The organism is Fulvimarina pelagi HTCC2506 (genome assembly GCF_000153705.1).
Taxonomy (GTDB): domain Bacteria; phylum Pseudomonadota; class Alphaproteobacteria; order Rhizobiales; family Rhizobiaceae; genus Fulvimarina; species Fulvimarina pelagi.
Map to the genome: position 1 here is coordinate 2,747,446 of NZ_DS022272.1, position 23,334 is coordinate 2,770,779.

The 23,334-nt window shown below is 60.4% G+C and carries 19 protein-coding genes, 1 tRNA gene and 1 pseudogene; 13 read left to right on the forward strand and 8 right to left on the reverse strand.

Annotated features, from left to right (window positions below; translation table 11 throughout):
- The first annotated feature begins 183 nt into the window (after nucleotides 1–183).
- The 4 genes and pseudogenes from FP2506_RS12920 to FP2506_RS19215 all read left to right on the forward strand — a co-directional run.
- Complete coding sequence (locus tag FP2506_RS12920) at nucleotides 184–1,446, forward strand: PAS domain-containing protein (protein WP_007067960.1); 1,263 nt, start codon at nucleotides 184–186, stop codon at nucleotides 1,444–1,446.
- 37 nt (nucleotides 1,447–1,483) lie between these two features.
- Nucleotides 1,484–2,185, forward strand: coding sequence for an orotidine-5'-phosphate decarboxylase (gene pyrF / locus FP2506_RS12925; RefSeq protein ID WP_007067961.1), 702 nt, complete (start codon nucleotides 1,484–1,486; stop codon nucleotides 2,183–2,185).
- A 108-nt stretch (nucleotides 2,186–2,293) separates the two neighbouring features.
- A complete protein-coding gene (locus FP2506_RS12930; RefSeq protein WP_007067962.1) occupies nucleotides 2,294–2,848 on the forward strand; it encodes a GNAT family N-acetyltransferase in 555 nt (184 codons plus the stop codon).
- A gap of 94 nt (nucleotides 2,849–2,942) precedes the next feature.
- Nucleotides 2,943–4,217: pseudogene (locus FP2506_RS19215) on the forward strand (polyhydroxyalkanoate depolymerase); the annotation flags it as partial.
- A 1,339-nt stretch (nucleotides 4,218–5,556) separates the two neighbouring features.
- On the opposite strand, the gene FP2506_RS12940 reads toward FP2506_RS19215, so the two are convergent.
- Nucleotides 5,557–6,249, reverse strand: coding sequence for a glutathione S-transferase family protein (locus FP2506_RS12940; protein WP_040489139.1), 693 nt, complete (start codon nucleotides 6,247–6,249; stop codon nucleotides 5,557–5,559).
- Between the two features lie 249 nt (nucleotides 6,250–6,498).
- Here FP2506_RS12940 and FP2506_RS12945 point away from each other — a divergent pair, with 249 nt between their 5' ends.
- Nucleotides 6,499–7,419 carry an undecaprenyl-diphosphate phosphatase gene (locus tag FP2506_RS12945; RefSeq protein ID WP_007067965.1) on the forward strand — a complete coding sequence of 307 codons (921 nt, stop codon included), beginning with the start codon at nucleotides 6,499–6,501 and terminating at the stop codon, nucleotides 7,417–7,419.
- On the opposite strand, the gene FP2506_RS12950 is transcribed toward FP2506_RS12945, so the two are convergent.
- Both FP2506_RS12950 and FP2506_RS12955 read right to left on the reverse strand, forming a co-directional pair.
- The gene (locus FP2506_RS12950; RefSeq protein ID WP_244404188.1) at nucleotides 7,409–8,173 is read right to left on the reverse strand and encodes a sulfite exporter TauE/SafE family protein; all 765 of its coding nucleotides are present in this window, start codon (nucleotides 8,171–8,173) and stop codon (nucleotides 7,409–7,411) included. The two genes, FP2506_RS12945 and FP2506_RS12950, sit on opposite strands and share 11 nt — an antisense overlap.
- Nucleotides 8,174–8,199: 26 nt before the next feature.
- Nucleotides 8,200–9,207 carry a complex I NDUFA9 subunit family protein gene (locus FP2506_RS12955; protein WP_007067967.1) on the reverse strand — a complete coding sequence of 336 codons (1,008 nt, stop codon included), beginning with the start codon at nucleotides 9,205–9,207 and terminating at the stop codon, nucleotides 8,200–8,202.
- A 309-nt stretch (nucleotides 9,208–9,516) separates the two neighbouring features.
- Here FP2506_RS12955 and FP2506_RS12960 point away from each other — a divergent pair.
- From FP2506_RS12960 to FP2506_RS19220, 5 genes are all read left to right on the forward strand, one after another.
- A tRNA-Leu gene (locus FP2506_RS12960) sits at nucleotides 9,517–9,601 on the forward strand.
- Nucleotides 9,602–9,800: 199 nt separating this feature from the next.
- Complete coding sequence (locus tag FP2506_RS19440) at nucleotides 9,801–10,193, forward strand: Arm DNA-binding domain-containing protein (protein WP_341871895.1); 393 nt, start codon at nucleotides 9,801–9,803, stop codon at nucleotides 10,191–10,193.
- 52 nt (nucleotides 10,194–10,245) lie between these two features.
- Nucleotides 10,246–10,854, forward strand: a complete 609-nt coding sequence (locus FP2506_RS12965; protein ID WP_040489140.1) for a GNAT family N-acetyltransferase — start codon at nucleotides 10,246–10,248, stop codon at nucleotides 10,852–10,854.
- A gap of 1 nt (nucleotide 10,855) precedes the next feature.
- Entirely contained in the window at nucleotides 10,856–11,425 is a 570-nt protein-coding gene (locus FP2506_RS12970; protein WP_040489141.1) for a GNAT family N-acetyltransferase, read from the forward strand.
- Nucleotides 11,426–11,567: 142 nt separating this feature from the next.
- The gene (locus FP2506_RS19220; protein ID WP_007067970.1) at nucleotides 11,568–14,480 is read left to right on the forward strand and encodes an autotransporter outer membrane beta-barrel domain-containing protein; all 2,913 of its coding nucleotides are present in this window, start codon (nucleotides 11,568–11,570) and stop codon (nucleotides 14,478–14,480) included.
- A 562-nt stretch (nucleotides 14,481–15,042) separates the two neighbouring features.
- Here the strand turns inward: FP2506_RS19220 and FP2506_RS12980 are convergent.
- The 4 genes from FP2506_RS12980 to lepA all read right to left on the reverse strand — a co-directional run bounded on the left by FP2506_RS12980 (nucleotide 15,043) and on the right by lepA (nucleotide 18,566).
- A complete protein-coding gene (locus FP2506_RS12980) occupies nucleotides 15,043–15,456 on the reverse strand; it encodes a curlin (RefSeq protein ID WP_040489902.1) in 414 nt (137 codons plus the stop codon).
- A gap of 126 nt (nucleotides 15,457–15,582) precedes the next feature.
- The gene (gene csgH, locus FP2506_RS12985; protein WP_007067972.1) at nucleotides 15,583–15,972 is read right to left on the reverse strand and encodes a curli-like amyloid fiber formation chaperone CsgH; all 390 of its coding nucleotides are present in this window, start codon (nucleotides 15,970–15,972) and stop codon (nucleotides 15,583–15,585) included.
- A gap of 33 nt (nucleotides 15,973–16,005) precedes the next feature.
- Nucleotides 16,006–16,440 carry a curlin gene (locus FP2506_RS12990; RefSeq protein ID WP_007067973.1) on the reverse strand — a complete coding sequence of 145 codons (435 nt, stop codon included), beginning with the start codon at nucleotides 16,438–16,440 and terminating at the stop codon, nucleotides 16,006–16,008.
- A gap of 305 nt (nucleotides 16,441–16,745) precedes the next feature.
- On the reverse strand, nucleotides 16,746–18,566 hold the full coding sequence (lepA, locus tag FP2506_RS12995) for a translation elongation factor 4 (RefSeq protein WP_040489142.1): 1,821 nt from the start codon (nucleotides 18,564–18,566) through the stop codon (nucleotides 16,746–16,748).
- A gap of 82 nt (nucleotides 18,567–18,648) precedes the next feature.
- Between lepA and FP2506_RS13000 the strand changes: the two genes are divergently transcribed.
- Both FP2506_RS13000 and FP2506_RS13005 read left to right on the forward strand, forming a co-directional pair.
- On the forward strand, nucleotides 18,649–19,167 hold the full coding sequence (locus FP2506_RS13000) for a CYTH domain-containing protein (RefSeq protein WP_244404190.1): 519 nt from the start codon (nucleotides 18,649–18,651) through the stop codon (nucleotides 19,165–19,167).
- Nucleotides 19,164–20,150, forward strand: coding sequence for a CHAD domain-containing protein (locus tag FP2506_RS13005; RefSeq protein WP_007067976.1), 987 nt, complete (start codon nucleotides 19,164–19,166; stop codon nucleotides 20,148–20,150). Before FP2506_RS13000 ends, FP2506_RS13005 begins: the two co-directional genes overlap by 4 nt.
- 36 nt (nucleotides 20,151–20,186) lie before the next feature.
- On the opposite strand, the gene FP2506_RS13010 is transcribed toward FP2506_RS13005, so the two are convergent.
- A complete protein-coding gene (locus FP2506_RS13010; RefSeq protein WP_007067977.1) occupies nucleotides 20,187–20,873 on the reverse strand; it encodes an outer membrane protein in 687 nt (228 codons plus the stop codon).
- 385 nt (nucleotides 20,874–21,258) lie between these two features.
- On the opposite strand from FP2506_RS13010, the gene uvrC reads away from it, so the two are divergent.
- Nucleotides 21,259–23,310 (forward strand): excinuclease ABC subunit UvrC, encoded by a 2,052-nt coding sequence (gene uvrC / locus FP2506_RS13015; protein ID WP_040489907.1) that lies wholly within the window; start codon nucleotides 21,259–21,261, stop codon nucleotides 23,308–23,310.
- Nucleotides 23,311–23,334: the final 24 nt, after the last annotated feature.

Consider the following 23,334-nt stretch of genomic DNA (forward strand, 5'->3'; position numbering starts at 1 on the left):
GGGCGTAACAGGGACTAGGATCAAAACCAGTCTTTTAAAAGACTTGCGATTCGGGCAGAAGTTAACAATCTTTCCAAACAGCCCGTTAGGCGGATGACCGCATCCGTGTTGGCCCCCTGCCAGGTATATGGCACACGATATTATACTGCGGCTGATTGCCGTTACGCTCTATAGAGGACGCGGATGGATCAACGGGACACCAACGACCAGGACGGGTTCTCGATGCCGAGCGGCATGAGCACAGCGGCGCTCTCGAAGCTTCCGCTGGCCCTGGTGCTCACCAATCCTCATCTCGACGATAATCCGATCATCTACGCCAACCGCGCTTTCGAGACGATCACAGGCTATTCAGCCGGCGCCATCATCGGCCGGAACTGTCGGTTTCTGCAGGGCGAGAACACCGATCCAGAGCATGTGAGAAGGATCAGCGAGGCCCTGCGTAACGAGGAGGACGTGACGGTCGAGATCGAGAACTATCGTGCAGACGGTACGAAGTTTCTCAACAAGCTGATGATCACGCCACTCTACGACGACCATGACAATCTGCAATGCTTTCTCGGCGTGCAGCGTGACATGACGGCAGACCAAGAAGCTGCCGCCAGCAAGCGGTCCGATGCGGCTCTCGGTGAGATTCAGCATCGGGTGAAAAATCATCTCTCGATGATCATCGGTATGATCCGCATGCAAGCCCGCATGAAGACCAGCGAGGAGAGCTTTTCCGCGCTCGCACGGCGCATTGAGAGTCTGCAGCTTCTTTATCAGGAGATGACCGACGCCGGTGTCGGGTCTACAAATTCGGAAATGGTGCCACTCGGCGCCTATGTCAGCCGCATCGCATCGACGATCGGCCATCTCGACGGACGCCGCTCGGTACGCGTCAACGTCGACTGCGATGCGATCACGCTGAAGGTCGATCGCGCCGCTCGGATCGGCCTCCTGTTCTCCGAACTTCTGACCAACGCCCTGAAGCACGCCTTCGACGGCCGGCAGGAAGGCCTGGTCGAAGCCCGTTTGAAGATGCTGTCTTCCGGCGTCGTGCGGCTGACGGTCGTCGATGACGGCGTTGGGCTCAACGAGAACGATACCTGGCCCTACAGTTCGAAGAAGCCGCCTCGTGCGCTCGACAAGCAGTCGATGCAGAAAGCCATCGACGATACTCGCAAGGAAGTCGAGGCGGATGCCGAGCTCGAGAATGAGGCAAGACAGATCGCGTCATCGCTCGGCATGGGCAAAGGCGAACGCCCTCCCGCGGAGAAGGCCAAAGGCGGTGCGCTGACCGAAACGGAACGCCAGCAGGTGGACCAGGGCGAGGAGAAAGACACGCAGGAAGGTGGTCTCGGTGGCCGCATCGTGATGTCTCTCGTGCGTGGCCTCAACGCCAAACTCGACGTGAACTCCGATACCGTCGGCACCACAGTGACCGTCGACATTCCGCCGGATGCATAATAGCGGTGTTCGTCCCGAAAGGTCGGGCTCTTCGCCGATGATCATGCCCGATGTCAGAGAGAAGCTCATCGTCGGCCTTGACGTTTCGACGCGAGAAGAAGCGGCGCGCCTCGTCGAAACACTCGGTGACACGGTCTCGACCTACAAGATTGGCTATCAGCTCGCGTATTCCGGAGGGTTGTCGCTGGTCGGAGAGCTCGCCGCCGCCGGCAAGTCGGTCTTTCTCGATCTGAAGCTTCTCGACATTCCCAATACCGTGGCGAAGGGCGTCGAGAGCGCACTTTCTCTTGGTGCGTCGATGCTGACAGTCCACGCATACCCGCACGCCATGCGCGCGGCGGCGGAGGCAGCGAGAGGCAGCGATCTCCTCGTCCTCGGTGTGACCGTTCTGACGGCGCTCGACGACGATGACCTCAAGGACGCCGGATACAGCAGAAGCGTCGACGATCTGGTCGCGATGCGCGCACAGGCTGCGCGCGAGATCGGCATCGGCGGGCTCGTCGCCTCTGCAGCCGAAGCCCGATCCATTCGGAGCCTCATCGGACCTCAGATGGCGCTGGTGACTCCGGGCATCCGACCGGCGGGCGCAGAGAGTGGCGATCAAAAGCGCGTGGTTGAGCCTGCGGATGCTCTTCGCGCAGGTGCGTCCCACCTGGTCGTCGCCCGGCCTATCATCGCAGCCGAGGATCCGCTGGAAGCCGCCCGGTCCATCCTTGTAGAGATGAGCGCCGCTGCGTAAATCCGGCCCGAAGCGCAATCCCGCTCAATCTAACGGGACCGACTTTGAGTATCCGTATCTGGCTTCGAGGACTTCGAACGGTAATTCAGTTTCTTTCCCGCGAGAGGCATGACGCACAAAGCAAAACCGCAGCAGAAAGGACGCAAGGCGTTCAAGGGAATGGCATCGAAAGGCTATGCCATTCGGATGATGGAGCCCGGCGAAGTTCCCGCTTTACTCGAACTCGAGAAGGTGTCTCTAGCGGAAACCAGTACGCGCGCTGCTCATCCTCCTGACATCGACACTTTCACGCGCTTCCTTCTGGCTCACGAAGTTTTCGTTGCCATTCGGAAGAAGTCCGGCAAGCCGGTCGGCTTCGCGGCGGCGGTCGCCGAGAGCGATCTCTACTGGCTGTCGCGATTCTCCGTCGATCCGGATCATCGAGACCGCGAACTTGAGGACTCTCTCCTCAAATCCGTTGCAGAGCGCGCACACTGGTTCTTCTATCGTGCATTGGGTCTTTCCATCGATAGCGCTTCGTCTCGCGCTGCGTCATTCTATGAAAAACGCGGATTTCTGCGGATCCCGACGTCGGACCTGCCGCAATGGCTGGACGAAAAACGGAGAGCAGAAGCTTCCGATCATGAGGCGAACAACCAAATCGTCATGCTGAAATGGCTGTGACGTCTGTATGACGGTACGCCACCGACTACGGCCAGGATTTGTGCAGTGCAACATGGTCTGGTAAGAACAACGGAAAAGGACGGATATCCAGCCTATGTTGTATTACTTCTATGAGTGGAACCAGGCGATGCTCGCGCCGCTTCGCGTGGCTGCCGACGCGACCCGGATCGCTTATCAGAACCCACTGAACCCTGCATCGCGTACGACGGTCGGTCGGGCGATCGCTGCCGGCGCGGAACTGTTCGAGCGAACGACCCGTGTCTACGCCAAACCGGAATTCGGCATCGAAGAGACCGTTGTGGGTCACTCTCACGTGAGGGTGAAGGAAAAGGTCGTCGTCGACAAGCCTTTCTGCCAGCTTTTGCATTTCGAGCGGCAACTGCCGAAGGACCGTAAGTCCGATCCCCGCTTTATCGTCGTCGCGCCGCTCTCCGGCCACCATGCAACGCTTCTGCGCGGTACAGTGGAGGCGCTGCTGCCCTATGCGGATGTCTACATCACAGACTGGCAGGACGCGCGGGAGGTGCCGGTCGAGGACGGTAAATTCGACCTCGACGATTACACGCAATACATCATCGACTTTCTGCATTTCCTCGGGCCCGACACGCATATTCTGGGCGTCTGCCAGCCTTCCGTACCGGTCATGATGGCCGTCGCCCATATGGAGAAGCACCAGGACGAGTGCTATCCGGCGACGATGACGCTGATGGGCGGTCCGATCGACACCCGCGTCAATCCGACAGCCGTCAACCGGCTCGCCGAGGAAAAGGGCATCGACTGGTTCCGCGATAACGTGATCATGACGGTGCCATTTCCGCAGTTGGGCTTTCGGCGGGCGGTCTACCCCGGCTTCCTCCAGCTTACCGGCTTCATGTCGATGAACCTTGATCGCCACATGATGGCGCACAAGGACTTCTTCTGGCACCTCGTGAAGGATGACGGCGACTCGGCAGAGAAACACCGGATCTTCTACGACGAATACAACGCGGTCATGGACATGACTGCGGAGTTCTACCTTCAGACTGTCGAAGAGGTGTTCATCAAGCACTCGCTGCCCAAAGGCGAGATGAAGTTCAACGGGGAAACCATCGATCTCGGCGCGATCAAGCGTGTCGCGCTCCTGACGGTTGAAGGTGAGAACGACGACATCTCCGGGGTCGGCCAGACCGAGGCCGCGCAGGACATCTGCCCAAACATACCCGAGGAGATGCGGGTCCACTACGTGCAGCCGAAGGTCGGCCATTACGGCGTCTTCAACGGTTCACGGTTCCGAGCGGAAATCGTACCCCGCATCATCGACTTCGCGCTCACCCATGGCACCACGCACGGGTCTGCCGAGCTGCCGAAGCGGACCGAGGTGACAAAGCGCGCAGGCCGCAACTTCGGGGCCTTCGCAGAACGCCATGCCAAGGCAGGGATGCTTGGCCAGTCGCTCGGTGCGGGCGGCGAGACCGGCATCGCCGATCCGCTGATGTTCGAGAGCAACCCCTTCGCGGCAGGAGAACGCATCATGCGAGTCTTCGCCGAACCCGCTGAAAAAGCGCTCGCCGAGACGATGAAGCAGGCGAAACCGGCGAAAAAGGCCGTCGAAACTGCAAAGGCCCCCGCCAAGGCAGCGAAATCCGAAGCCAAACCCGCTCAGGCGAAAACTGCATCGAACACGCAGCAGCCTGCGAAGGACAAGTCGGAGGCTACGGGCAGCGACGCACTGAAACCAGCGTCGGCCAAGAGCGAAACGAACGTCGCCGCGAAATCGGGGACTTCGACGACGTCGCCGGCAAACAAGCAAGCTTCGCAAGTGACGAGGACCGAGGCGAAGGCATCGGATCAGTCAAAGGCAGAGGCGAAGCAGCCGTCCAATACAGAAACGCAGAGCGCCCCGAAGCCGGCCGAAGCAGCCAAATCGGCATCGGCAAAGGTGCCGGATCAAAAGCCCGCATCTGACGGCTCGCCTACAACATCTTCAGATGATTCGAAAGCCGCTCCGGTCGAGAAGACGACGGCCAGTGCCCCGGAGATCAAGCCGACGCAAGAAACGAAGTCCGACGCCCCGAAAACTGGTTCAGCCCAACCAAAGGACGCAAAGACCTCGAACGCTTCAGCTAACGGATCGAAGCCTGCTGAAGCAAAGCCAGCGGACGCAAGCGATGCCAACGCCGTGTCCACCGCTGCGAAGTCTTCCGACGCCTCGAATTCAACTTCCGTAGACAAAACGACGGCAGAGGCACCGGAAAGCAAGACCCTGACCGAAACGAAGCCCGACGCTCCGAAGGCTGATGCAGTCCAGCCTTCGGACACGAAGAGCTCGGACGCCACGTCTTCCGGGTCGAAGCCGTCAGACGTTTCGAAGCCTGCTACGGCTGATCGGAACGCGCAGCAATCGCCTACTGCGAGAGCTGACAACACCGAAACAACGACGGCCGAAGCGAAGCCGAGCGTAACTTCGGCAAACAGCGACACCCCAGAGGCCGCAACCAAGAAGGTCAGGGAACCGGCCGCCGCGGCCACGTCGTCAACGGCCAAGCGCACAAGCACCCGCTCGGGCCGGACTTCGCGGACCGGCAACCGAAAGCGTTCCCGCCGCTCGACCGGTCGCGGCAAGAAGTGAGATCGTGCGGCGCACCTCCCGCCGCCAAAACCAAAACGGCCCGGTCCGCTTATCGCAGATCGGGCCGTAGTCTTTTGCAGAGCGGAGTGCGATCTCGCCGTCAGAAATCCAGATCTGCGTAATGGCGAACAGGCGGGACCCCCCGTACCTTTTCTGAGAGCAGAGGCCGGAATGACGGTCTCGACTTTATGCGGCTATACCATTCCTTGGCGGCCGGTTCGTTCTCCCAAGGGATTTCGCCGAGGTAATCCAACACAGACAGCGCCGCGGCCGCCGCAAGGTCGGCCTGGGACATGCGCGAGCCGGCGAGCCAGTTGCGGTTCTCGGCCAACCAGCCGACATAGCGCAGATGGTGGCGGGAATTCGTTCGCGCGGCCCTGATCGCCGAGGCGTCCGGGGAGCCACCGCCGTCCTCCTTCGACATTTCGAGCTTGAAGATGCGCTCGCGAACGAGGTAGCGCGTCACCTCCTGATCGAATTTCTCGACGAACCATTCCGTCAGCCTCCGGACTTCGGCCCGCTCGATCGGTTTTTCAGGCATCAGCCGTTTGTCGCGTGAAAAGACACCGCGGGTCTCATCGATATATTCGCCGACGATGACACCGCCGACGATTGGCGGGCCGTCGTCCTCGATGAGAACGGGCAAGGTCGCGGCCGGGTTCATCGCCAGAAATTCGCGACGACGCTCCCAGGGTTTTTCTTCGACGAGATCGAGCTTCTCGCCATATTCGCCCGCGAGAAGGCGGATATAGCGGGACGTGGCGGACATGGGGTGGTGGAAGAGTTTTAGCATCGGGCGAGGTCTATCGCATTCAGGTATTATTTTGCAGGTACTGACAGGGGGAACGGGGAATTTTCATGTCTTTCGCGCCATTTACGAGCCGGGCTGCGGCGTGCGCACGGTTGCAGAAATGCGTCAACGCCCGGTGAACGAGTCAGAAGGACAGGACACCGCAAGGCGGATTGGTGCATGCAGAACGCGCAGCGATCGGGGTGCGCCGCTTCCCAATCCTCGCTGAGATGCGAAACTTAGGGACTGCGAATGGATTCCGGCTCAATCTTCGACGCCGTCATTCTGGGGATTACGGAAGGGCTGACGGAGTTCATTCCGGTCTCGTCCACGGGCCATATCCTCCTCCTCGGCCATTTCCTGGGTTTCGAGTCGACTGGCTTCGTCTTCGAGATCGTCATCCAATTGGGCGCGATCCTGGCGATCCTTGCAGTCTATCTCGGGAAACTCTGGCAGCTTTTCGTCACCCTGCCCTCGAGCGGCAAGAGCCGTCGCTTCGTCGCCGGAATCATACTCGCTTTCCTGCCGGCTGCCCTGATCGGGGTCTTGGCCCACGACTTCATCAAGACTGTGCTCTTCGAGACGCCGCTCGTGGTCTGCGTCGCGCTCATCGTCGGCGGCATCGTCCTTCTCGTGATCGATAAGATGCCGCTAAGGGTGCGCTACACCGAGATCATGGATTATCCTCTCTCCCTCTGCTTGAAAATCGGGTTCTTCCAGTGCCTCGCCATGATCCCGGGCACCTCTCGTTCCGGTGCGACGATCGCCGGTTCTTTGCTGATGGGCACGGACAAGCGCTCAGCGGCGGAATTCTCATTCTTTCTTGCGATGCCAACCATGCTCGGCGCCGTGACTTACGACCTTTTTAAGAATCGGGACATCCTCTCGACGGAGGATATCGGTCTTATCGCGATCGGCTTCATCTGCGCTTTCCTCGCCGCGCTCCTCGTCGTGCGGATACTACTCGACTTCGTATCCCGGCACGGATTCGCGCCATTCGCCTATTGGCGTATCGCTGTCGGAATTATCGGTGTCGTTCTCATTCTCGCCTTCGATCCTCACGAGGCTGCAGCACCGCAAGCCGGCAGTGCTGGCGACGATTACGGTATTGAGGAGACGCCAGTGGCGGTTCCCGACGATCAGCCTCGAGACGGGTACGGCGTCAGCGAATAAACCCGAACACTCCGCGCCTGATCAACTCGACTGCGAGAACACTGAGCATTACCGCAAGCAGTCTGCGGAAGAGCCTCTCGTCGAGATGATTAAGGAGCCGGGTGCCCGCGAGGGTACCGAGAAAGCCGGTCGCGATCATTGCAGCTGCAAGGAGCGCGTACGGGCCGAGCGCAACACCAGCTGCGAGAAAAGCTGCAACCTTCAACGCATGCTGGCTCGCCGTCACCGACGCCATGGTAGCCACGACCTGCTTGCGATCCTTGAAGGCGCGGGTGAAGAGCACCGCATTGAGTGGCCCGCTTGCTCCGATGAACATTGAAAGAAACGTCGTGACCGCGCCGGCCAGCCCGTATTGCCAGTCTTTGAGGCGCCCGAGGGAAGGCAGCTTCAGGAAGATCGTTGCGAGGATGAAGGTGCCAAGAAGAAGGCGCAGGATTTCCTCCGGCAGCGTCACAACCGTTTTTGCCCCGATCGCTGCGCCAATCAGGCCTCCGAGAATGAAGGGCAGAGCCTTGTCCCAGCGCACCGAGCGACGCTGGATGCCGAGCCGTCCGGCATTGGAGGCGAACTGCACGACACCATGCAGCGGAATCAGCACGGCGATCGGTAGGGCCAAACTCATGACCGCAAGCAGCGTGACCCCGCCGCCGAGCGCGAATGCCGCCGTGAGCGCAGAAGTAAAGAAGCTCGCAATGATCAGACCGAAACTCGCCCATAGGGGCATTCCGGGGGCGAGCCATTCAGCCAAAGTCACCGGGCTACCGCGCCAAGCGACCTAAGTCAGGTCAGTCCGTCCTGGTTTTCTGCGTCGAGCCCGCCGGCATGGCGCGTCGGCCGCGTGAACTGACCTTGTGGTCGGAAGCGGACGAGATAGGTCGGCAGTATCGAGTCCACGGTTCGAGGACGAATGCCGAAGGCATCCAGCGTACGGCCATCGGCGATAGCCTCTTCGGAGACCACATTGTCGTTCTGCAACTGCTTGACCTGATCCGGCGTCAGCGGTGCGCCTGGCACATACTGGGCAAACTGCGCCATGGAGCCGGCAAGCGAGAATGGGATAGAGACAAAGCGACGCTTGCGATTGATCACCCGCAGCATCTCCTCCATCAACTGGCGGAAGCTCAAGACCTCCGGTCCGCCGAGTTCATATACCGTTCCCCCCGCGACCTCATTGTCCACCGTCTTTGCCACGGCTTCGGCAACATCGACCACATAGATCGGTTGGAACTTCGTCTTGCCGCCGCCAAGCAGCGGTAGAACGGGCGAGAAGCGCGACATCTCGGCGAAGCGATTGAAGAATTCGTCTTCCGGCCCGAAGACGATCGACGGGCGCAGGATGTAAGCGTCGGGCCGCGCGGCATGCACGGCCTTCTCACCAGCCGCCTTCGTGCGCGCGTATTTGGAATTCGAGCCCTCGTCGGCACCGATCGCCGAGATCTGGGTCATGTTGACACCTTCGGCCCTAGCCGCCTCAGCGATCAACCGAGCGCCTTCCGCCTGCAGGCCGGAAAAGGTTTGTTTGCCGCTTTCGGCGAGAATACCGACAAGGTTGACCACATGATCTGCGCCCTTCACAGCGCGCTCCACCGACCATGGATAACGCAGATTGGCCTGGATCGGCAGGATCGCACCGATATTGCCGGCGGTGAGCACATGATATGCGAGATCGGGCCTTCGGCAGGCGATGCGAACCCTGTGGCCACGCTTTGCGAGTGCCTGTGTCACGTACCGGCCAAGGAAGCCGGACCCGCCGAACACCACTACCGTCTTTCCCGTGTCGACCGTCATCGCGCGTCGCTCCTTCTGTCGTTACGGCCGCATTGAAGTCCTCGCTTCGATTGAGCGCGCACCGTCTCGAATCGTCGAAACCTATAGCGCACCACATGGGTTTCGCCAGCGCTTTGATGAGGGGTGAGGGTCGAAAGACCGCATTGCGGCGCGGTAAGACAACGTGCGGCGCTTTTACCTATCCTGCCGGCGAATAAGCTGAAGGAACCGGTGTTGCCTATGCCTTCGCACCAGCCAAACCATCTGGGAGCGCACCGCTTATTATTCGCGTTGACAGCCCGCATGCCAGCCCCTAATGCTCCGCTCCGAGCCCAGGTGGCGGAATTGGTAGACGCGCACGGTTCAGGTCCGTGTGCCGCGAGGCGTGGAGGTTCGAGTCCTCTCCTGGGCACCAATCGCTGTTTTGCGCGGTCCGAAACGACCCAAACAGACGCCAAAACCCCCGTAAAATCCAAATAGTTCGTCCGACCCGGTCCGGGGCGGTCTGTCGGTATCCAATCCGTTTGCTGGTATTTTCGTTGGTGTCGCGCGCTGAATTACCAACGCGCGCTTTTCGATACCAACAAGCGGCGAGCGCGATGTCACTTTCAGGCATGCAAATCAGGAACTTACGAGCTACTGGCAAGCCGCCGAAAATCAGCGGCGGCGACGGCCTTCACGTGTTGGTATCGCCGGCCGACTCCGAGCTCTGGCCCATGGCGTATCGGTACGGCAGAAAGCAAAAGCTTTTATCCTTTGGCTCCTACCCTGCCGTCGATTACGCGAGACGTAAGCGGGGTCCGCATCGGCGCACACCGTCAAAACGATCGATGACGAACTGCTGGGGGGAAGCTGGAACGGACGGTGAAGCCGAGACCACTTCTTCAGTAAGAATGCGCCTTTGCAATTCCTGTCTGTGCAAAGCCAACGTAGTGGCGCAAGAGGCTTTTCGTGCCCTGCCGGATTACCCATCCTACCAAGATGCCCTCGCGCTTTCCGAACGTTGACGGCTCCCCATCTGTCAGCGAAGAATTCCGATCAGCGCCTAATGGGGCGAGCATGTCGATACTGGGTCCAGTTTATATTGAAACACGGCGCTACGTTCTTCGCAGCATGCGTTCGAGCGACGACCTTAACAATCTTGGCGCATGGGCTAGCGATCCGAGCTTTGCAGCCGCATTGAATATCGCGCCTCATGTCTACGATGCCGACGCCCTCGTTCGTTACGTGCTCGCGCATGACAACCGTTCAAGGTATCTGCTCGGCGCATTCGATCAGTCCGGGCGGCATATCGGCTGCATTATCTTTCAGATCAATCAGATCCACCGCAACGCCGTCTGGCATATCATCTTCGGAGATAGGGAAGAGCGACGAATGACGGTCGTTGCGGAATTAGTTGTGGCTGCAATGGACTGGCTTTTCGATACGCGCGGGATCGACAAGGTAACGAGTCGCACAGCGGCGGCAAACATGGTGATTAACGAGCGGCAACGTTCGTTGGGAGTTCGTCAAGAGGGCTATCTGAAAGCGGAACTTCTTTCAGCCGATGGTCAGACACGGCTTGACCAAGTCCTCTGGGGACTGACCAAAAGCGACTGGAAGGGAAGCGTGCGAACGAGACTCTCACACCTCAGTGCGCCTGCTGGCTCAACTCATGGAAATGCATGAGATGCTTCAGATTGAGACCGCGCGCTTTGTACAGCGTCACCTCAAGCCAAGCGATACGAAGGCGATCGAGACGCTACGGTCATGGCTGGCCGATCCGATCAGAATGGCCCCACTCAATCTGCCAGCGCGCGAACTCGACCACGACGTCGTTGCTCGTTACGTAGCCGGCTTCGACGGTCGCGACCGTCATCTTGTCGGCATTTTAGGCAAAGACGACTCAATGCTGCTTGGCTATCGGCTGCTTGAGATCAATCGGCTGCATGCTCGCGCTACGCTTCACGTTCTGATCGGCGATCCCGTCATGCGCCGGACCGGAGTGCTGGCTGAGACGATGATCGGTTTCTACGACTGGCTTTTCGGCGAAGCGGGCGTGAACAAGATCGTCGGCGATATCGTAGCAGGCAATGAGCCCGCTTTGGATCGCGCTTTGAAAAGTGGGTTCGTAGTCGAGGCCCACCTCAAACAGGAATTGCGTGATCAGAATACTGGTCGATTTCTCGATGTAGTTCGCGTGGCACTACTGAAAGACGACTGGATGAATAGCCGGCAAAATACGCTGGCCGGTTACTGATAAGATCGCAAGTATCCCTTCTCATTAGTAGCAGAAGCGTGACTCACGAAAGAAATGACAAGCGAGGACTTCGCCGCGAGTATCGCGCACTGAACCTTTAGCATAACCATAGGGCTAGGTTTGGGTTGTGGGACAAGTTCGCATGCGTTTTTCGTCACTTGCATATCAGTCTCGTTTTTCCGCAGGAGTTTCGACGGCCGCACTGATCGCCGGCGCATTGCTCGTCTCCGCAACACCTGCCGCAGCGACCTGCGACAGCAATAATCCGATGAGCGGCACGTCGGTCGTCTGCGAAGGTCCGGTACCTGACACCACCGGGGTTCAGGGCCCAGGGTCAACCAATGTTGATGTGTCGGTCACAGGGTCTGGCGGGATCGCTGTAATCGGCGACGGCCTCTCTGGCTCCGCCATCAATCTTTCCGATAGCGCGCAAGTTGTTGTCGATCGTGGCAGCCCAATTAGCTTAACGGACGGAAAATCGGCGATTTCGGTCGGCGACGACAGTTCTGTGAGCGGCGGAGAGATCCTGACCAGCGGTAAGGGCACTGGCATTGAAATCGGGGACAACGGGACGATCGAGGTCGGATCAATTCTGACCGACGGCAAGAATTCGGCTGGCATTTCGGCTGGAGACAGTCTGACGCTGCTTCTCTCCGGAGGTGCGTCGATTGAAACAAGAGACGAGGGAGCTGGCGTCTCCGCTCAACGCAATCTTACAGCCACGATCGATGGTTCAATCACGACTTCCGGAAGCTTTTCTCCGGGCATTCAAGCCAATGCGGGAGCGAAGATTTCAGTCGGCAAGACCGGTACAATTACCACTGCGGGGGCGGAAGCCGACGGCATTCTGATCCAAGCAAACCCGACAGACGCACCAATCACGGAGATCGCAGACATTACCGTTGCGGGAAACATCGCCGCGACCGGAGGTGATGTCGAGGGAACGGCGAGAAATGGATCACACGCGATCGCTCTGATCGCAAACGATAGCTCGGCAGAGGATGGGGTCGCCAATTTCGGAGTGAATGCGAGCGCGATCGTCAACGTCTTGCCAGGCGGGCGGCTGTTCTCAGAACTGGCGGCCGCGATTGGAGAGTGCATCATCGACCCGGCTGATGAGCAAGTTCCAATCGATACCCGACTGACGATTGGTGGAGAGATCGAAACCGGGGTGCCCGGCGGCACGGCTGTGATGCTCAGAACCGGCTCCGACACGGTGATCATTACTCCGACAGGCAAGGTTGTTGGCCTCGTCGATGCGGGAACTGCCGAGGGTGCGATCTCTGGACTTGATACAGATGTCGACACGTTCTCGCTGGGTGGTACCGGAGCCGGAACATTCGATGTGTCTTTACTTGACGGCGACGGTGCAGTGGACGGCGATGACCAGTACGTGAATTTCGAAGCGTTCTCGAAGATCGGTGCTTCTGACTATTCGCTCACGGGTACGAACACGGAGATCCAAAGGATCGGCGTTGCCGGAGGCAAACTGCGCGTGAATGGCTCGATGCCGAACACTGCTTTCGCGGTGAACGGCGGTGTCCTTGGCGGCGACGGCACGGTCGGTTCGTTCGTCGCCAATTCGGGCGGCACGATTGCGCCCGGCAATTCGATCGGCACCTTGAATGTTGCGGGCAACGCGACCTTCCAGTCCGGCTCGGTCTACGAGGTCGAGATCGCGGCTGATGGAACTGGCGACCAGGTCAGAGCCGATACTGCCACGATCAACGGCGGGACGGTCGATGTCGTGACGCTCGATCCCTATACGGCCTACACGGATGGTCAGCGATACACGATCGTTTCGACCGCCAACGGACGGACCGGGACTTTCGACAGCCTTCAGACGACTCGGCCTTCCTCGACTACACCTGCTCTACACGTCGAACGACGTCATCCTCGACTCATTCGGGCTCTGCAGTTCCCGGACGTGGCGAGAACCTTCAATCAGCGGCAGACGGCGAACGCTCTGATGCAGCTCGACCAGACGCCCGGCTCGGCCAGCAACGGGCTCTACAACGCTCTTCTATTGCTCGATGCACCGACCGCTCGCGATGCCTTCGACCAGCTTTCGGGCGAGCCGCATGCGTCGATGAAGACGGCGCTGATCCAGGACTCGCGCTTCGTGCGCGATGCAGCGCAGGATCGGATCAACGGAGCCTTCGGCATGAATGGGGGCGGCGACATGGTCCAGCCGCTCGGCTTCGGCCCAGGCGTTCCGGTGATCGCCGGCAGTGGCGGGGCCGATGTCGAAGCGTGGACGCGGTTCTATGGCGCCTGGTCCGACGTAGACGGCGACGGCAATGCCGCGGCGGCCGACACCGACACCTCCGGCTTCTTCGTCGGCGTCGACGGCATGGTCTCCGACACGGTCAAGCTCGGCGTGCTCGGCGGCTATTCCTCGACCGATCTCGATGTCGATGCGCGCAACGCCAATGGCAGCACCGACTCCTGGCATCTCGGCCTCTATGCCGGGACGGAGCTCTACGGCCTGATCGTGAAGGGCGGGGCGGCCTATGCCTGGCACGAGATCGACATGGTCCGCTCAGTGTCTTTCCCTGGCTTCTCCGACACGCTGGTCAGCGAATACGACGCCGGGACCGGCCAGGTCTTCGGCGAGGTCTCCTACGACCTCGCGCTGTCGACGGCGACGATCTCTCCGTTCGCCGGGCTGGCCTATGTTCATCATCGCACGGATCGGTTCACGGAGACCGGCGGGGCTGCGGCCCTGACTGCCAGTGGCATCGATCTCGACACATGGTTCTCGGAGATCGGCGTAAGAGGCTCGATGCTGATCGGCACCGATCTTTCACTGCGGGGCGAGGCCGGCTGGCGCCATGCCTTCGAGGATACGACGACGCTGGAAGCCTTCCGCTTCGCCACGAGCCCGGCCTATCTGGTGAAGGGCGTTGCGATCGACGAAGACGTGGGCTTCATCGAGGTCGGAGCGGACTACCGCCTCAACGAATGGGCGACGGTCGGGACAGCTTACGAAGGCCAGTACGGCAGCGACACGACGTCAAACAGTGCGCGGGCGGACCTGACCTTCCGATTCTGACGGCCGACCAAATCTCAAGTCATGAATGGGCCCGGTGTCGAAGACGCCGGGCCTTCTACCTTTGAGGCAAACTCTTCACGCGCAGTCGGTTGTTTCTTCGTTTCACAACGGCGTCGCCCGGTGAATGGCAAGGTGTCTTCTTGATGCCAACCAAAAAAATTCTCTATGATCGACGAAGAGACATCTGTAATACTACGCGGCTATTGAATAGCATCGGTTAATACTGATTGCGTTATTTCGTGTTTTTCTTGGTGTTTTCGCATTTTTTGAACATAATTAATTTAAAGTAATTATTTACACTGGAGGTATATACTATAATACTTTCATCGCTGGCTTGATTGATTAGAATCAATCTTGATTTCTTAACCAAGATCAACCGACATCAGTGGGTTGGTTCTGTGGTTATCAGTCTAGTTCACTGATTTCCAACGTTCGGATCGGCCCGGAAGTGGCATCGGGTTTGGCGCCCATGTGCCGAACTCCGCTTTAAAGGTAAGCGTCGCTTGCTTCCGTCTCTCGAGCGTCAGACTTCCAGGGCTCAAAGCCGCCAGTTGGTTTCACCTCACCAGCCGTAGCTGAACGTGACGCCGCTGCGGTTTCTGCCGGTTTGCACCACCTCGTCTCTCGCCCCACGTCCGTACTGGAAAAGTCCGTATGCGTTGCGGTCACCCTTCTGCCGAAGCGTACCCGAATGCGCATCGCCGCGCTGTTCGACGAGGCCGACATTGCCGCGACCGCTTTGGGCGAGTCCGGCGCTGTTGCCCTTGCCGCGCTGGCGGATCGAGCCCTTCTTGAGGTCGTTGTAAGCCGAGTAGAGCCGGAGCCCAGTGGAGAGGGCGTTCGAGGTTTGACGGTCGCTTGGGAGGAAGTGGAACGACACCTGACCTGCCGAAGAGGGAGCCGTCGAGGCGCCCACGCCGGCGGCAGTGATGGCAAGTGCGATCAGGATGGGTTTCAGACACAGAGGTTCGGGCATGAAAGTCTCCATCACCCGCATTTTGCGGGAACAACTTGGATGAATTGCTGATCAGCCGACCGAGCCCGGGATCACCAGATGACGGGGGAAGTCATTCGATCCCAGCCGAGCGGCGTGAAGTTTGTTTCAGATACCGCCACCGATACGCTTCGAGCAGGACGTTGTCCGGCTGTCGACGGTGATATTCAGCTCGGCGTCGTACACAGAATTACCGGTCGACAGCGTCATCGAGCCGAGCGTTTCCGGGTGACCCGGCACGACGGTGAAGAAGCCGCCCTGCCGGATATCGGTACCATTTCCCGAGACATGAAAGTCGTAGTGACCATCAGCCTGCACATCGGTGTGGACCACGGCGGTCAGGGCTACGCCGTAGCCGCTGCGAGTGATCTGCAGTTCGCAGCGGATAGGCTCCTCAACTCTCGCAGCGGAGGGTGGATGCGCGTAGGCTACGCAGGACGCCGTAACGAGTGTGGAAATCGCTGCGACGCATCCGGAGATTTGACTGAACGATAACATGACGGTCCTCCTCGAATGGCGGTGGTTGGTCGATCAATCGCAAGCCTGGACGATCGCTGCCACATTGCCACGGCCGCGCTGCGCAACATTGGCGTCGCAACCGTGCCCGACCTGCACGCCCGCCGCGATGTTGCCGTTGCCGTCTTGGGTGAGGATCGTCGTGTGGTTCGAACCAAACTGGCCAATGCCCGCGGCGTTGCGCTTTCCGGTCTGGTAAGTTGCCCCGAAGTTTCCGCGCCCATTCTGGCCGACGACCGACAGATTGCGTTTACCGCGCTGCTCGCCAACAGAAGTGTTGTATCGACCATCCTGATGAACGCGCATCCGGTTGCGGTAGCCGTGTTGAGACCCGCCGCTCGAATTCGCCCAGCCGAACTGTTCAATGCGGAAATCGTTAGCGGATGCCGACGCAACAGGCGTGAAACCAGCGAGGGCGACGATGGCGGCGGATAGGGACAAGCGGATCATGGGGACATCTCCTGTCTGAGCGAGATCGTTCGGTAGTGAACACGCTCATCATGGAGATGCGCTTTGGAACGGGTGCTGAAGATGCCGTTTAGCAGGCGTTCAGGCCTGATTTTCTTTGACGCGCCTTCAAGCTGACCGGCTTCAAGCGATCAGCAGCCCGGGATATTCGGAGTGTGGTCTTCGGACGAAGGGTGTGAGGATACGATCGGGATCTGCCGGACATCAATTCGGCGGGACCCGCGCTCTATTCGGCGCAGGCTTTCAGGTTCGGAGGGTTATGCGACGACTGCCGGCGAATATGCCGCTCACCCGTCCATCTTCAGCGCGGCGATGAAGGCTTCCTGCGGAATTTCAACCTTGCCGAACTGGCGCATGCGCTTCTTGCCTTCCTTCTGCTTTTCCAGAAGCTTGCGTTTGCGCGTCGCGTCGCCGCCATAGCATTTCGCCGTCACGTCCTTGCGCAGCGCCGAGATGGTTTCGCGGGCGATAACCTTGCCGCCGATGGCGGCCTGGATCGGGATTTTGAAAAGGTGGTTGGGGATCAACTCCTTCAACTTCTCGCACATCGCCCGACCGCGCTTCTCGGCCTGGGTGCGGTGAACGAGCATCGACAGCGCGTCGACCGGCTCGGCGTTGACGAGAATGCTCATCTTCACGAGGTCGCCCTCGCGGTAGTCCGCCATCTGGTAGTCGAAGGAGGCGTAGCCCTTCGAGATCGATTTCAGTCGGTCGTAGAAGTCGAACACCACCTCATTGAGAGGCAGTTCGTAGGAGACCATCGCCCGCTTGCCGACGTATGAAAGACCGGTCTGGATGCCGCGGCGCTCCTGACAGAGCTGCAGGATCGGCCCGAGGTAGTCGTCCGGCGTCAGGATGTTGGCGGTAATCCAGGGCTCGGCGATATGATCGATCTTGACGACGTCCGGCATGTCGGCCGGATTGTGGAGTTGCGTCGTGTTCCCATTCGTCATGGTCACGTCGTAGACCACCGAGGGCGCGGTCGCGATGAGGTCGAGGTCGAACTCGCGCGAGAGCCGCTCCTGCACGATTTCGAGATGGAGAAGCCCGAGGAAGCCGCAGCGGAAGCCGAAACCGAGAGCGGCGGAAGATTCCATCTCATAGCTGAACGAGGCATCGTTCAGGCGGAGCTTGCCCATGGCAGCGCGCAGATCGTCGAAATCGGCAGCATCGACCGGGAAGAGGCCGCAGAAAACCACCGGCTGGGCAGGCTTGAATCCCGGCAGCATCTTGTCGGTCGGGCGCTTCTCGTCGGTGATCGTATCGCCGACGCGGGTATCGGCCACTTCCTTGATGGAGGCCGTGATGAAGCCGAGTTCGCCGGGCCCGAGCGCATCGACCAGCACCATCTTTGGCGTGAAGACGCCGACCCGGTCCACCGGGTATTTGGCGTCCGTGCCCATCATCCGGATCTGCTGGCCCTTCTTGAGTTCGCCGTCGATGATCCGCACGAGAACGACGACGCCGAGGTAGACGTCGTACCAAGAGTCGACCAGCATCGCCTTCAGCGGCGCGCTGCGATCGCCTTCCGACGGCGGCGGCAGGCGCTTGACGATGGCTTCCAGCACGTCCTCGATGCCGAGGCCGGATTTCGCCGAGATCATCACGGCATCCGAGGCGTCGAGGCCGATCACATCCTCGATCTGCTCCTTCACCTTGTCGGGCTCGGCGGCGGGCAGGTCGATCTTGTTGAGGACGGGCACGATCTCGAGGTCGTTGTCGAGGGCGAGATAGACGTTGGCCAGCGTTTGCGCCTCAACGCCCTGGGCTGCGTCCACCACCAGCAGCGCACCGTCGCAGGCCGCCAGCGAACGCGAGACTTCGTAAGCGAAGTCCACATGGCCGGGCGTATCGATGAGGTTGAGGACGTAGGTCTCGCCGTCGCTCGCCGTATAATGGAGGCGCACGGTCTGCGCCTTGATCGTGATGCCGCGCTCGCGCTCGATATCCATGTTGTCGAGCACTTGCTCTTTCATGTCTCGGATCTCGAGGCCGCCCGTATTCTGGATCAGGCGGTCGGCAAGCGTCGACTTCCCGTGGTCGATATGCGCGACGATCGAGAAGTTGCGGATGCGCGAAAGCGGCGTATTGGCGGGCATTGTGCTCATGGCGCCCGATATAGAAGTTCACGCAATTTTATGGAAGCGGGGTCCGAAGCGGAAATTGCCGCGCTTCAAGGTGTTTGCGAGAATGCCGGTGGGAACCGGCGACAGGGGCGAGACGTCTTTCGGCATGGCTCAGGAAATCGAACGCAAATTCCTGGTGAAGAGCGACGGCTGGCGCGAGGAAGCCGACGAAGGCACGCGGATCGAGCAGTTCTACCTGTTCGTCGCCGAGAATCGGACCTGCCGCGTGCGGATCAAGGATGGCGAGACCGCGCGGCTGACGGTCAAGACCGGGACGGGTATCGCGCGCGGCGAATACGAGATCGATATCCCGACAAGTGACGCAGAGGCTCTGCGGGTGGCGCGGATCGGCGCGGCCATCGAAAAGACGCGGTACCGGGTTCCGCTCGGCAAACTGACGGTGGAGGTCGATGTCTTTTCAGGAGCGCTCGAGAAATTGGTACTCGCCGAGATCGAGATACCGACGGTCGATCACGAGGTCGTTCTCCCCGACTATCTCGGGCGAGAGGTTATGGGCGATCCGGCCTATACGAATGCCCGCATGGCGCTGGACGGTCGTCCGCACGGAGATACGAGTTCATGAGTTACGCGATCGATCCGGCCAAACATCTCGGCGCGGAGATCCAGCGGATCGCCGAAGAGCAGATCGGCAAGGCGGAAAAGTCGCTTAAAGGGGCCGGCGAGGAGCCGCATGAAGCGATCCACGATGCACGCAAGCGGCTCAAGAAGCTGCGCGGGCTGGTTCGGCTCATACGGCCCGAGATGGAAGATTTCTACAAGGCACAGAACGTTCTCTTTCGCGACACGGCCAAGAAGCTATCCGGCATGCGCGACAAGGCCGCGCTCGTCGAGGCGATGCAGAAGCTCGAAGAGCGGTTCGCGGACGAAATTGAGACGGATGCCTTCGGACCTGTCAACACGAAGCTGATCGCCGACCGGGACGCGGAGATCAAGAGCGGCACGAAGGACGCGCCGCGCCGGATCGAGGAAACCCTTCACGCCCTCAAGAAGGCGCGTTGCGCCTTCCGGCGCTGCCGGTTCGACAAGGCGAAGTACAAGCCGAAACGGGACGCGAAGATCGCTGCAGCGGGACTCGAAAAGACCTATGGCAGGGCTCGCAAGGCGCTCAAGATCGCGCGCAAGTCACGCGATACAGAAGACCTCCATGAGCTGCGCAAGCGCATAAAATACCACTGGGCGCATCTGCGGCTTCTCAAGGCGCTCTGGCCGGACGGTTTCGAGCCAGCGATCGAGACCGCCAAACGGATCGCTGACGATCTCGGAGACGACCACGATTTGGCTGTGATGCGGGCGGAGATGCAATCTGCCCCGGACAGCCTCGGCGGTGAAGGCGATCTCTCCATCATCGTCGCTCTGATCGATCGCCGACAGGCCGAACTGCGGGAGGGGGCACTGGATGCCGCCGGCATCCTGCTCGCCGAGAAGCCCGAGGCGATCGCAGCACGGATCGAGCGGCTCTACCGGCTGGCGGCGCGCCGTTCGACGCGTCCGTCCGTCTTGCCGCCGATGGAGCCGGCAGCCAAATTACGCGTAGCGAAGGCGTGAGCGAAAATCGGGCGCAGGCGGGCGCCTAAATGAGTGTCAGAAGTTCAGGCTGACGCCAGCACGGACGGAATGTTCGTCGAAACCTGAAGAGACGCTGGTGCGGCCGAGATCGTAGTCGGAGGAGCCGAAGTCGGAATAGCGATATTCGAGGCGAGTACGGATTGAATCCGTGACCTGAGCCTCGACGCCAGCACCAATCGTGTAGCCGACGCTGGCCTCGCTGTCGGAGACACCGCCCAGGCTCAACTCGGTCTCCGCAATCGCCAAACCGCCTGTGCCGTAGACGAGGAATGGGTCGACATCAACGCCGACGCGGCCGCGCAGGGATCCGAATACGTTGCTTTCACCAGAAAGATCGAGATTACCGAGCGCGTTGCGCCTCGTTGCGTCGAAACCCGCACCGCCAACATCGCCTTCGACGCCGTAGACGAGCGAGCCGTCCTGCAGGTTGAAGCCAGCATAGGCTCCCCCGGCAACGCCATCGCCCGAGATCGAGGCGCCGCGCAGATTGTCGAAACGCGAGACGTTGTAACCGACGAAAGTTCCGGCATAGGGTCCGGACCAGATGGCCACGGGAGGTGCGCTTTCGGGAATGCGAGAGTCCGGAAACGCCGTTTCGCTTGCATTATCCTGCGCATGCGCAGGCATTGCCGCCAAAGGCAATGCCAAGGCGATCGTCGCCAGAACCATCGTGGTCTTCAATCGCAAGGCCATCGCCTCCATTCGACTGGGACCCGAACCCCCCGGTCCGGACCGATACTGTTCGCGCATTAATCGCAGGCGCATATGTCTGACGAACTATGTGGCGCGCCGAAACCGGCAGCCCAAGGGGCAAACAAGCTCATTTTTGCCACAATGCGATAATGATTGCGACTGTGGCCGAAGCATCACAATCATCATCGCTTCATCAGGCTGAAGGCTTTGCGTCCGGCCGAAAGTCGAGGGTTTGCCGACCGCTCGACTCTGAACAGGGCACCTCCGATCACCTATATTGCGTTGTGAATCGAAGGTGACCGCCACGCGCCGCATACGCTCCCGTTCCCGCCCGCAGCGCTTTTCCCGCCATTCCGGTCGCGGTCTCAAACCACGCCAGTTCGACAAGGACGACATGCCCGATACCGACTTCGATCTCGAGGATGAAAGCGGCGAGCCGGATGAAGGTGAAGCGGGGACAGCCCCGGTCAGCGAGGAGGCTAGCGCGCTCCTCGCGAAGATCGACTGGGCCGATGCCAAGAGCGAAAGCGGCGATCTCGAAGGCGCCGAGCTTATTGCGGCGCTGGTAAAACGGTTGCCAAACCAGCCCGGCGTTTACCGCATGTTCGGCTCTGACGGCGACGTTCTTTATGTCGGCAAGGCACGGTCGCTGAAGAAGCGGGTCGCGAGCTATGCCCGGCTCGGCGGGCATACCCAGCGGATCGCCCGGATGATCCGGCTGACGCGGCAGATGGAGTTCGTCACCACCCGCACCGAGACCGAGGCCCTGCTCCTCGAAGCCAATCTCATCAAGCGCCTGAAGCCCCGCTTCAACGTGCTGATGCGGGACGACAAGTCGTTTCCGTACATCCTCGTCACCGACGATCATCAGGCCCCGGCGATTGTGAAGCATCGCGGCGCGCGCAACCGGAAAGGCTCGTTCTTCGGTCCCTTCGCTTCCGCCGGCGCGGTGGACCGGACGATCAATTCGCTGCAGCGGGCCTTTCTTCTGCGCACATGCACGGACTCGGTCTTCGAAAGCCGCACGAGACCCTGCCTTCTCCACCAGATCAAGCGCTGCGCGGGCCCCTGCACGGGCGAAATTTCGCAGGAAGATTACCGCTCGCTCGTCAAGCAGGCGAAGGGTTTCCTTTCCGGCCGTTCCGGCCAGGTTAAGGAGGCAATGGCGGAACAGATGACCTCCGCCTCGGACGATCTCGACTTCGAGCGCGCCGCCCTCTTCCGCGACCGGCTCGCCGCTCTTTCCCACGTGTCGAGCCATCAGGGCATCAATCCTCAAAGTGTTGAGGAGGCAGACGTCTTCGCGATCCATCAGGAGGGCGGACTCACCTGCGTCCAGGTGTTTTTCTTCCGCACGGGCCAGAATTGGGGCAATCGCGCCTATTTCCCGAAAGCCGATCCGAGTCTGGAACCAGATGCCGTCCTCGGGGCCTTCATCGCCCAGTTCTACGACGACAAGCCGGCACCCCGGCTGATTCTCTCTCAGGTGAAACTCGACGACGAGGCGCTTCTCGCCGAGGCGCTGGCGATCAAGGCCGAGCGCAAGGTGCGCATCGAAAAGCCGGCGCGTGGAGCCAAGCGCGACCTCGTCGACCACGCGGCTTCGAACGCGAAGGAAGCGCTGGGGCGCAAGCTCGCCGAGACCTCGTCGCAAGCGCGTCTTCTGGAGGGGCTAAAGGAAACGTTCTCTCTGGAAAGGACGCCGCGCCGGATCGAGGTGTTCGACAACTCCCACATCATGGGCACGAATGCCATCGGCGCGATGATCGTCGCGGGGCCGGAGGGCTTCGTGAAGAACCAGTACCGGAAGTTTAACATCAAGAGCACGGAAATCACGCCGGGCGACGACTTCGGCATGATGAAGGAGGTGATGACCCGCCGCTTCTCGCGCCTGATCAAGGATCACGCCGACGAGATGCCGGGTGCAAAGCCCGAGCCGGCACCGGATACCGAGATCGACGAGCCCGAAGACCTTGCCGATACCCCCTTCCCCGCCTGGCCGGATCTCGTCCTCATCGACGGCGGTAAGGGGCAGATGTCGGCCGTGCGCTCGATCCTCGAAGAGCTCGGCATCGCCGACAAGGTGATGACGATCGGCGTCGCCAAGGGCGTCGACCGCGAGGCGGGCCGCGAACGCTTCATCCAGGGCGCGAAGGATTTCTCCCTGCCGCCGCGCGATCCGGTCCTCTACTTCGTCCAGCGCATGCGCGACGAAGCGCACCGCTTTGCCATCGGCACGCACCGCGCCAAGCGCAAGAAGGAGATGATCAAGAACCCGCTCGACGAGATCGCAGGCATCGGACCGACCCGGAAACGCGCCCTCCTCCAGCATTTCGGCACGGCCAAGGCGGTGTCACGGGCCGGCCTGCCGGACCTGCGCGCCGTCGACGGTATCTCCGAGACGATCGCCAAGCTCGTCTACGATCATTTTCATGAAAATGGCTGATGCAACGGCTTCGTGCGGCAACGG

Excerpts from the sequence above, each read along its gene's own strand:
- FP2506_RS12920 (WP_007067960.1), top strand. The coding sequence starts at position 184 with ATGGATCAACGGGACACCAACGACCAGGACGGGTTCTCGATGCCGAGC.
- pyrF (WP_007067961.1), top strand. The coding sequence starts at position 1,484 with ATGATCATGCCCGATGTCAGAGAGAAGCTCATCGTCGGCCTTGACGTT.
- FP2506_RS12930 (WP_007067962.1), top strand. The coding sequence starts at position 2,294 with ATGACGCACAAAGCAAAACCGCAGCAGAAAGGACGCAAGGCGTTCAAG.
- FP2506_RS12940 (WP_040489139.1), bottom strand. The coding sequence starts at position 6,249 with ATGCTAAAACTCTTCCACCACCCCATGTCCGCCACGTCCCGCTATATC.
- FP2506_RS12945 (WP_007067965.1), top strand. The coding sequence starts at position 6,499 with ATGGATTCCGGCTCAATCTTCGACGCCGTCATTCTGGGGATTACGGAA.
- FP2506_RS12955 (WP_007067967.1), bottom strand. The coding sequence starts at position 9,207 with ATGACGGTCGACACGGGAAAGACGGTAGTGGTGTTCGGCGGGTCCGGC.
- FP2506_RS19440 (WP_341871895.1), top strand. The coding sequence starts at position 9,801 with ATGCAAATCAGGAACTTACGAGCTACTGGCAAGCCGCCGAAAATCAGC.
- FP2506_RS12965 (WP_040489140.1), top strand. The coding sequence starts at position 10,246 with ATGTCGATACTGGGTCCAGTTTATATTGAAACACGGCGCTACGTTCTT.
- FP2506_RS12970 (WP_040489141.1), top strand. The coding sequence starts at position 10,856 with ATGCTTCAGATTGAGACCGCGCGCTTTGTACAGCGTCACCTCAAGCCA.
- FP2506_RS19220 (WP_007067970.1), top strand. The coding sequence starts at position 11,568 with ATGCGTTTTTCGTCACTTGCATATCAGTCTCGTTTTTCCGCAGGAGTT.
- FP2506_RS12980 (WP_040489902.1), bottom strand. The coding sequence starts at position 15,456 with ATGCCCGAACCTCTGTGTCTGAAACCCATCCTGATCGCACTTGCCATC.
- csgH (WP_007067972.1), bottom strand. The coding sequence starts at position 15,972 with ATGTTATCGTTCAGTCAAATCTCCGGATGCGTCGCAGCGATTTCCACA.
- FP2506_RS12990 (WP_007067973.1), bottom strand. The coding sequence starts at position 16,440 with ATGATCCGCTTGTCCCTATCCGCCGCCATCGTCGCCCTCGCTGGTTTC.
- lepA (WP_040489142.1), bottom strand. The coding sequence starts at position 18,566 with ATGAGCACAATGCCCGCCAATACGCCGCTTTCGCGCATCCGCAACTTC.
- FP2506_RS13000 (WP_244404190.1), top strand. The coding sequence starts at position 18,649 with ATGCCGGTGGGAACCGGCGACAGGGGCGAGACGTCTTTCGGCATGGCT.
- FP2506_RS13005 (WP_007067976.1), top strand. The coding sequence starts at position 19,164 with ATGAGTTACGCGATCGATCCGGCCAAACATCTCGGCGCGGAGATCCAG.
- FP2506_RS13010 (WP_007067977.1), bottom strand. The coding sequence starts at position 20,873 with ATGGAGGCGATGGCCTTGCGATTGAAGACCACGATGGTTCTGGCGACG.
- uvrC (WP_040489907.1), top strand. The coding sequence starts at position 21,259 with ATGCCCGATACCGACTTCGATCTCGAGGATGAAAGCGGCGAGCCGGAT.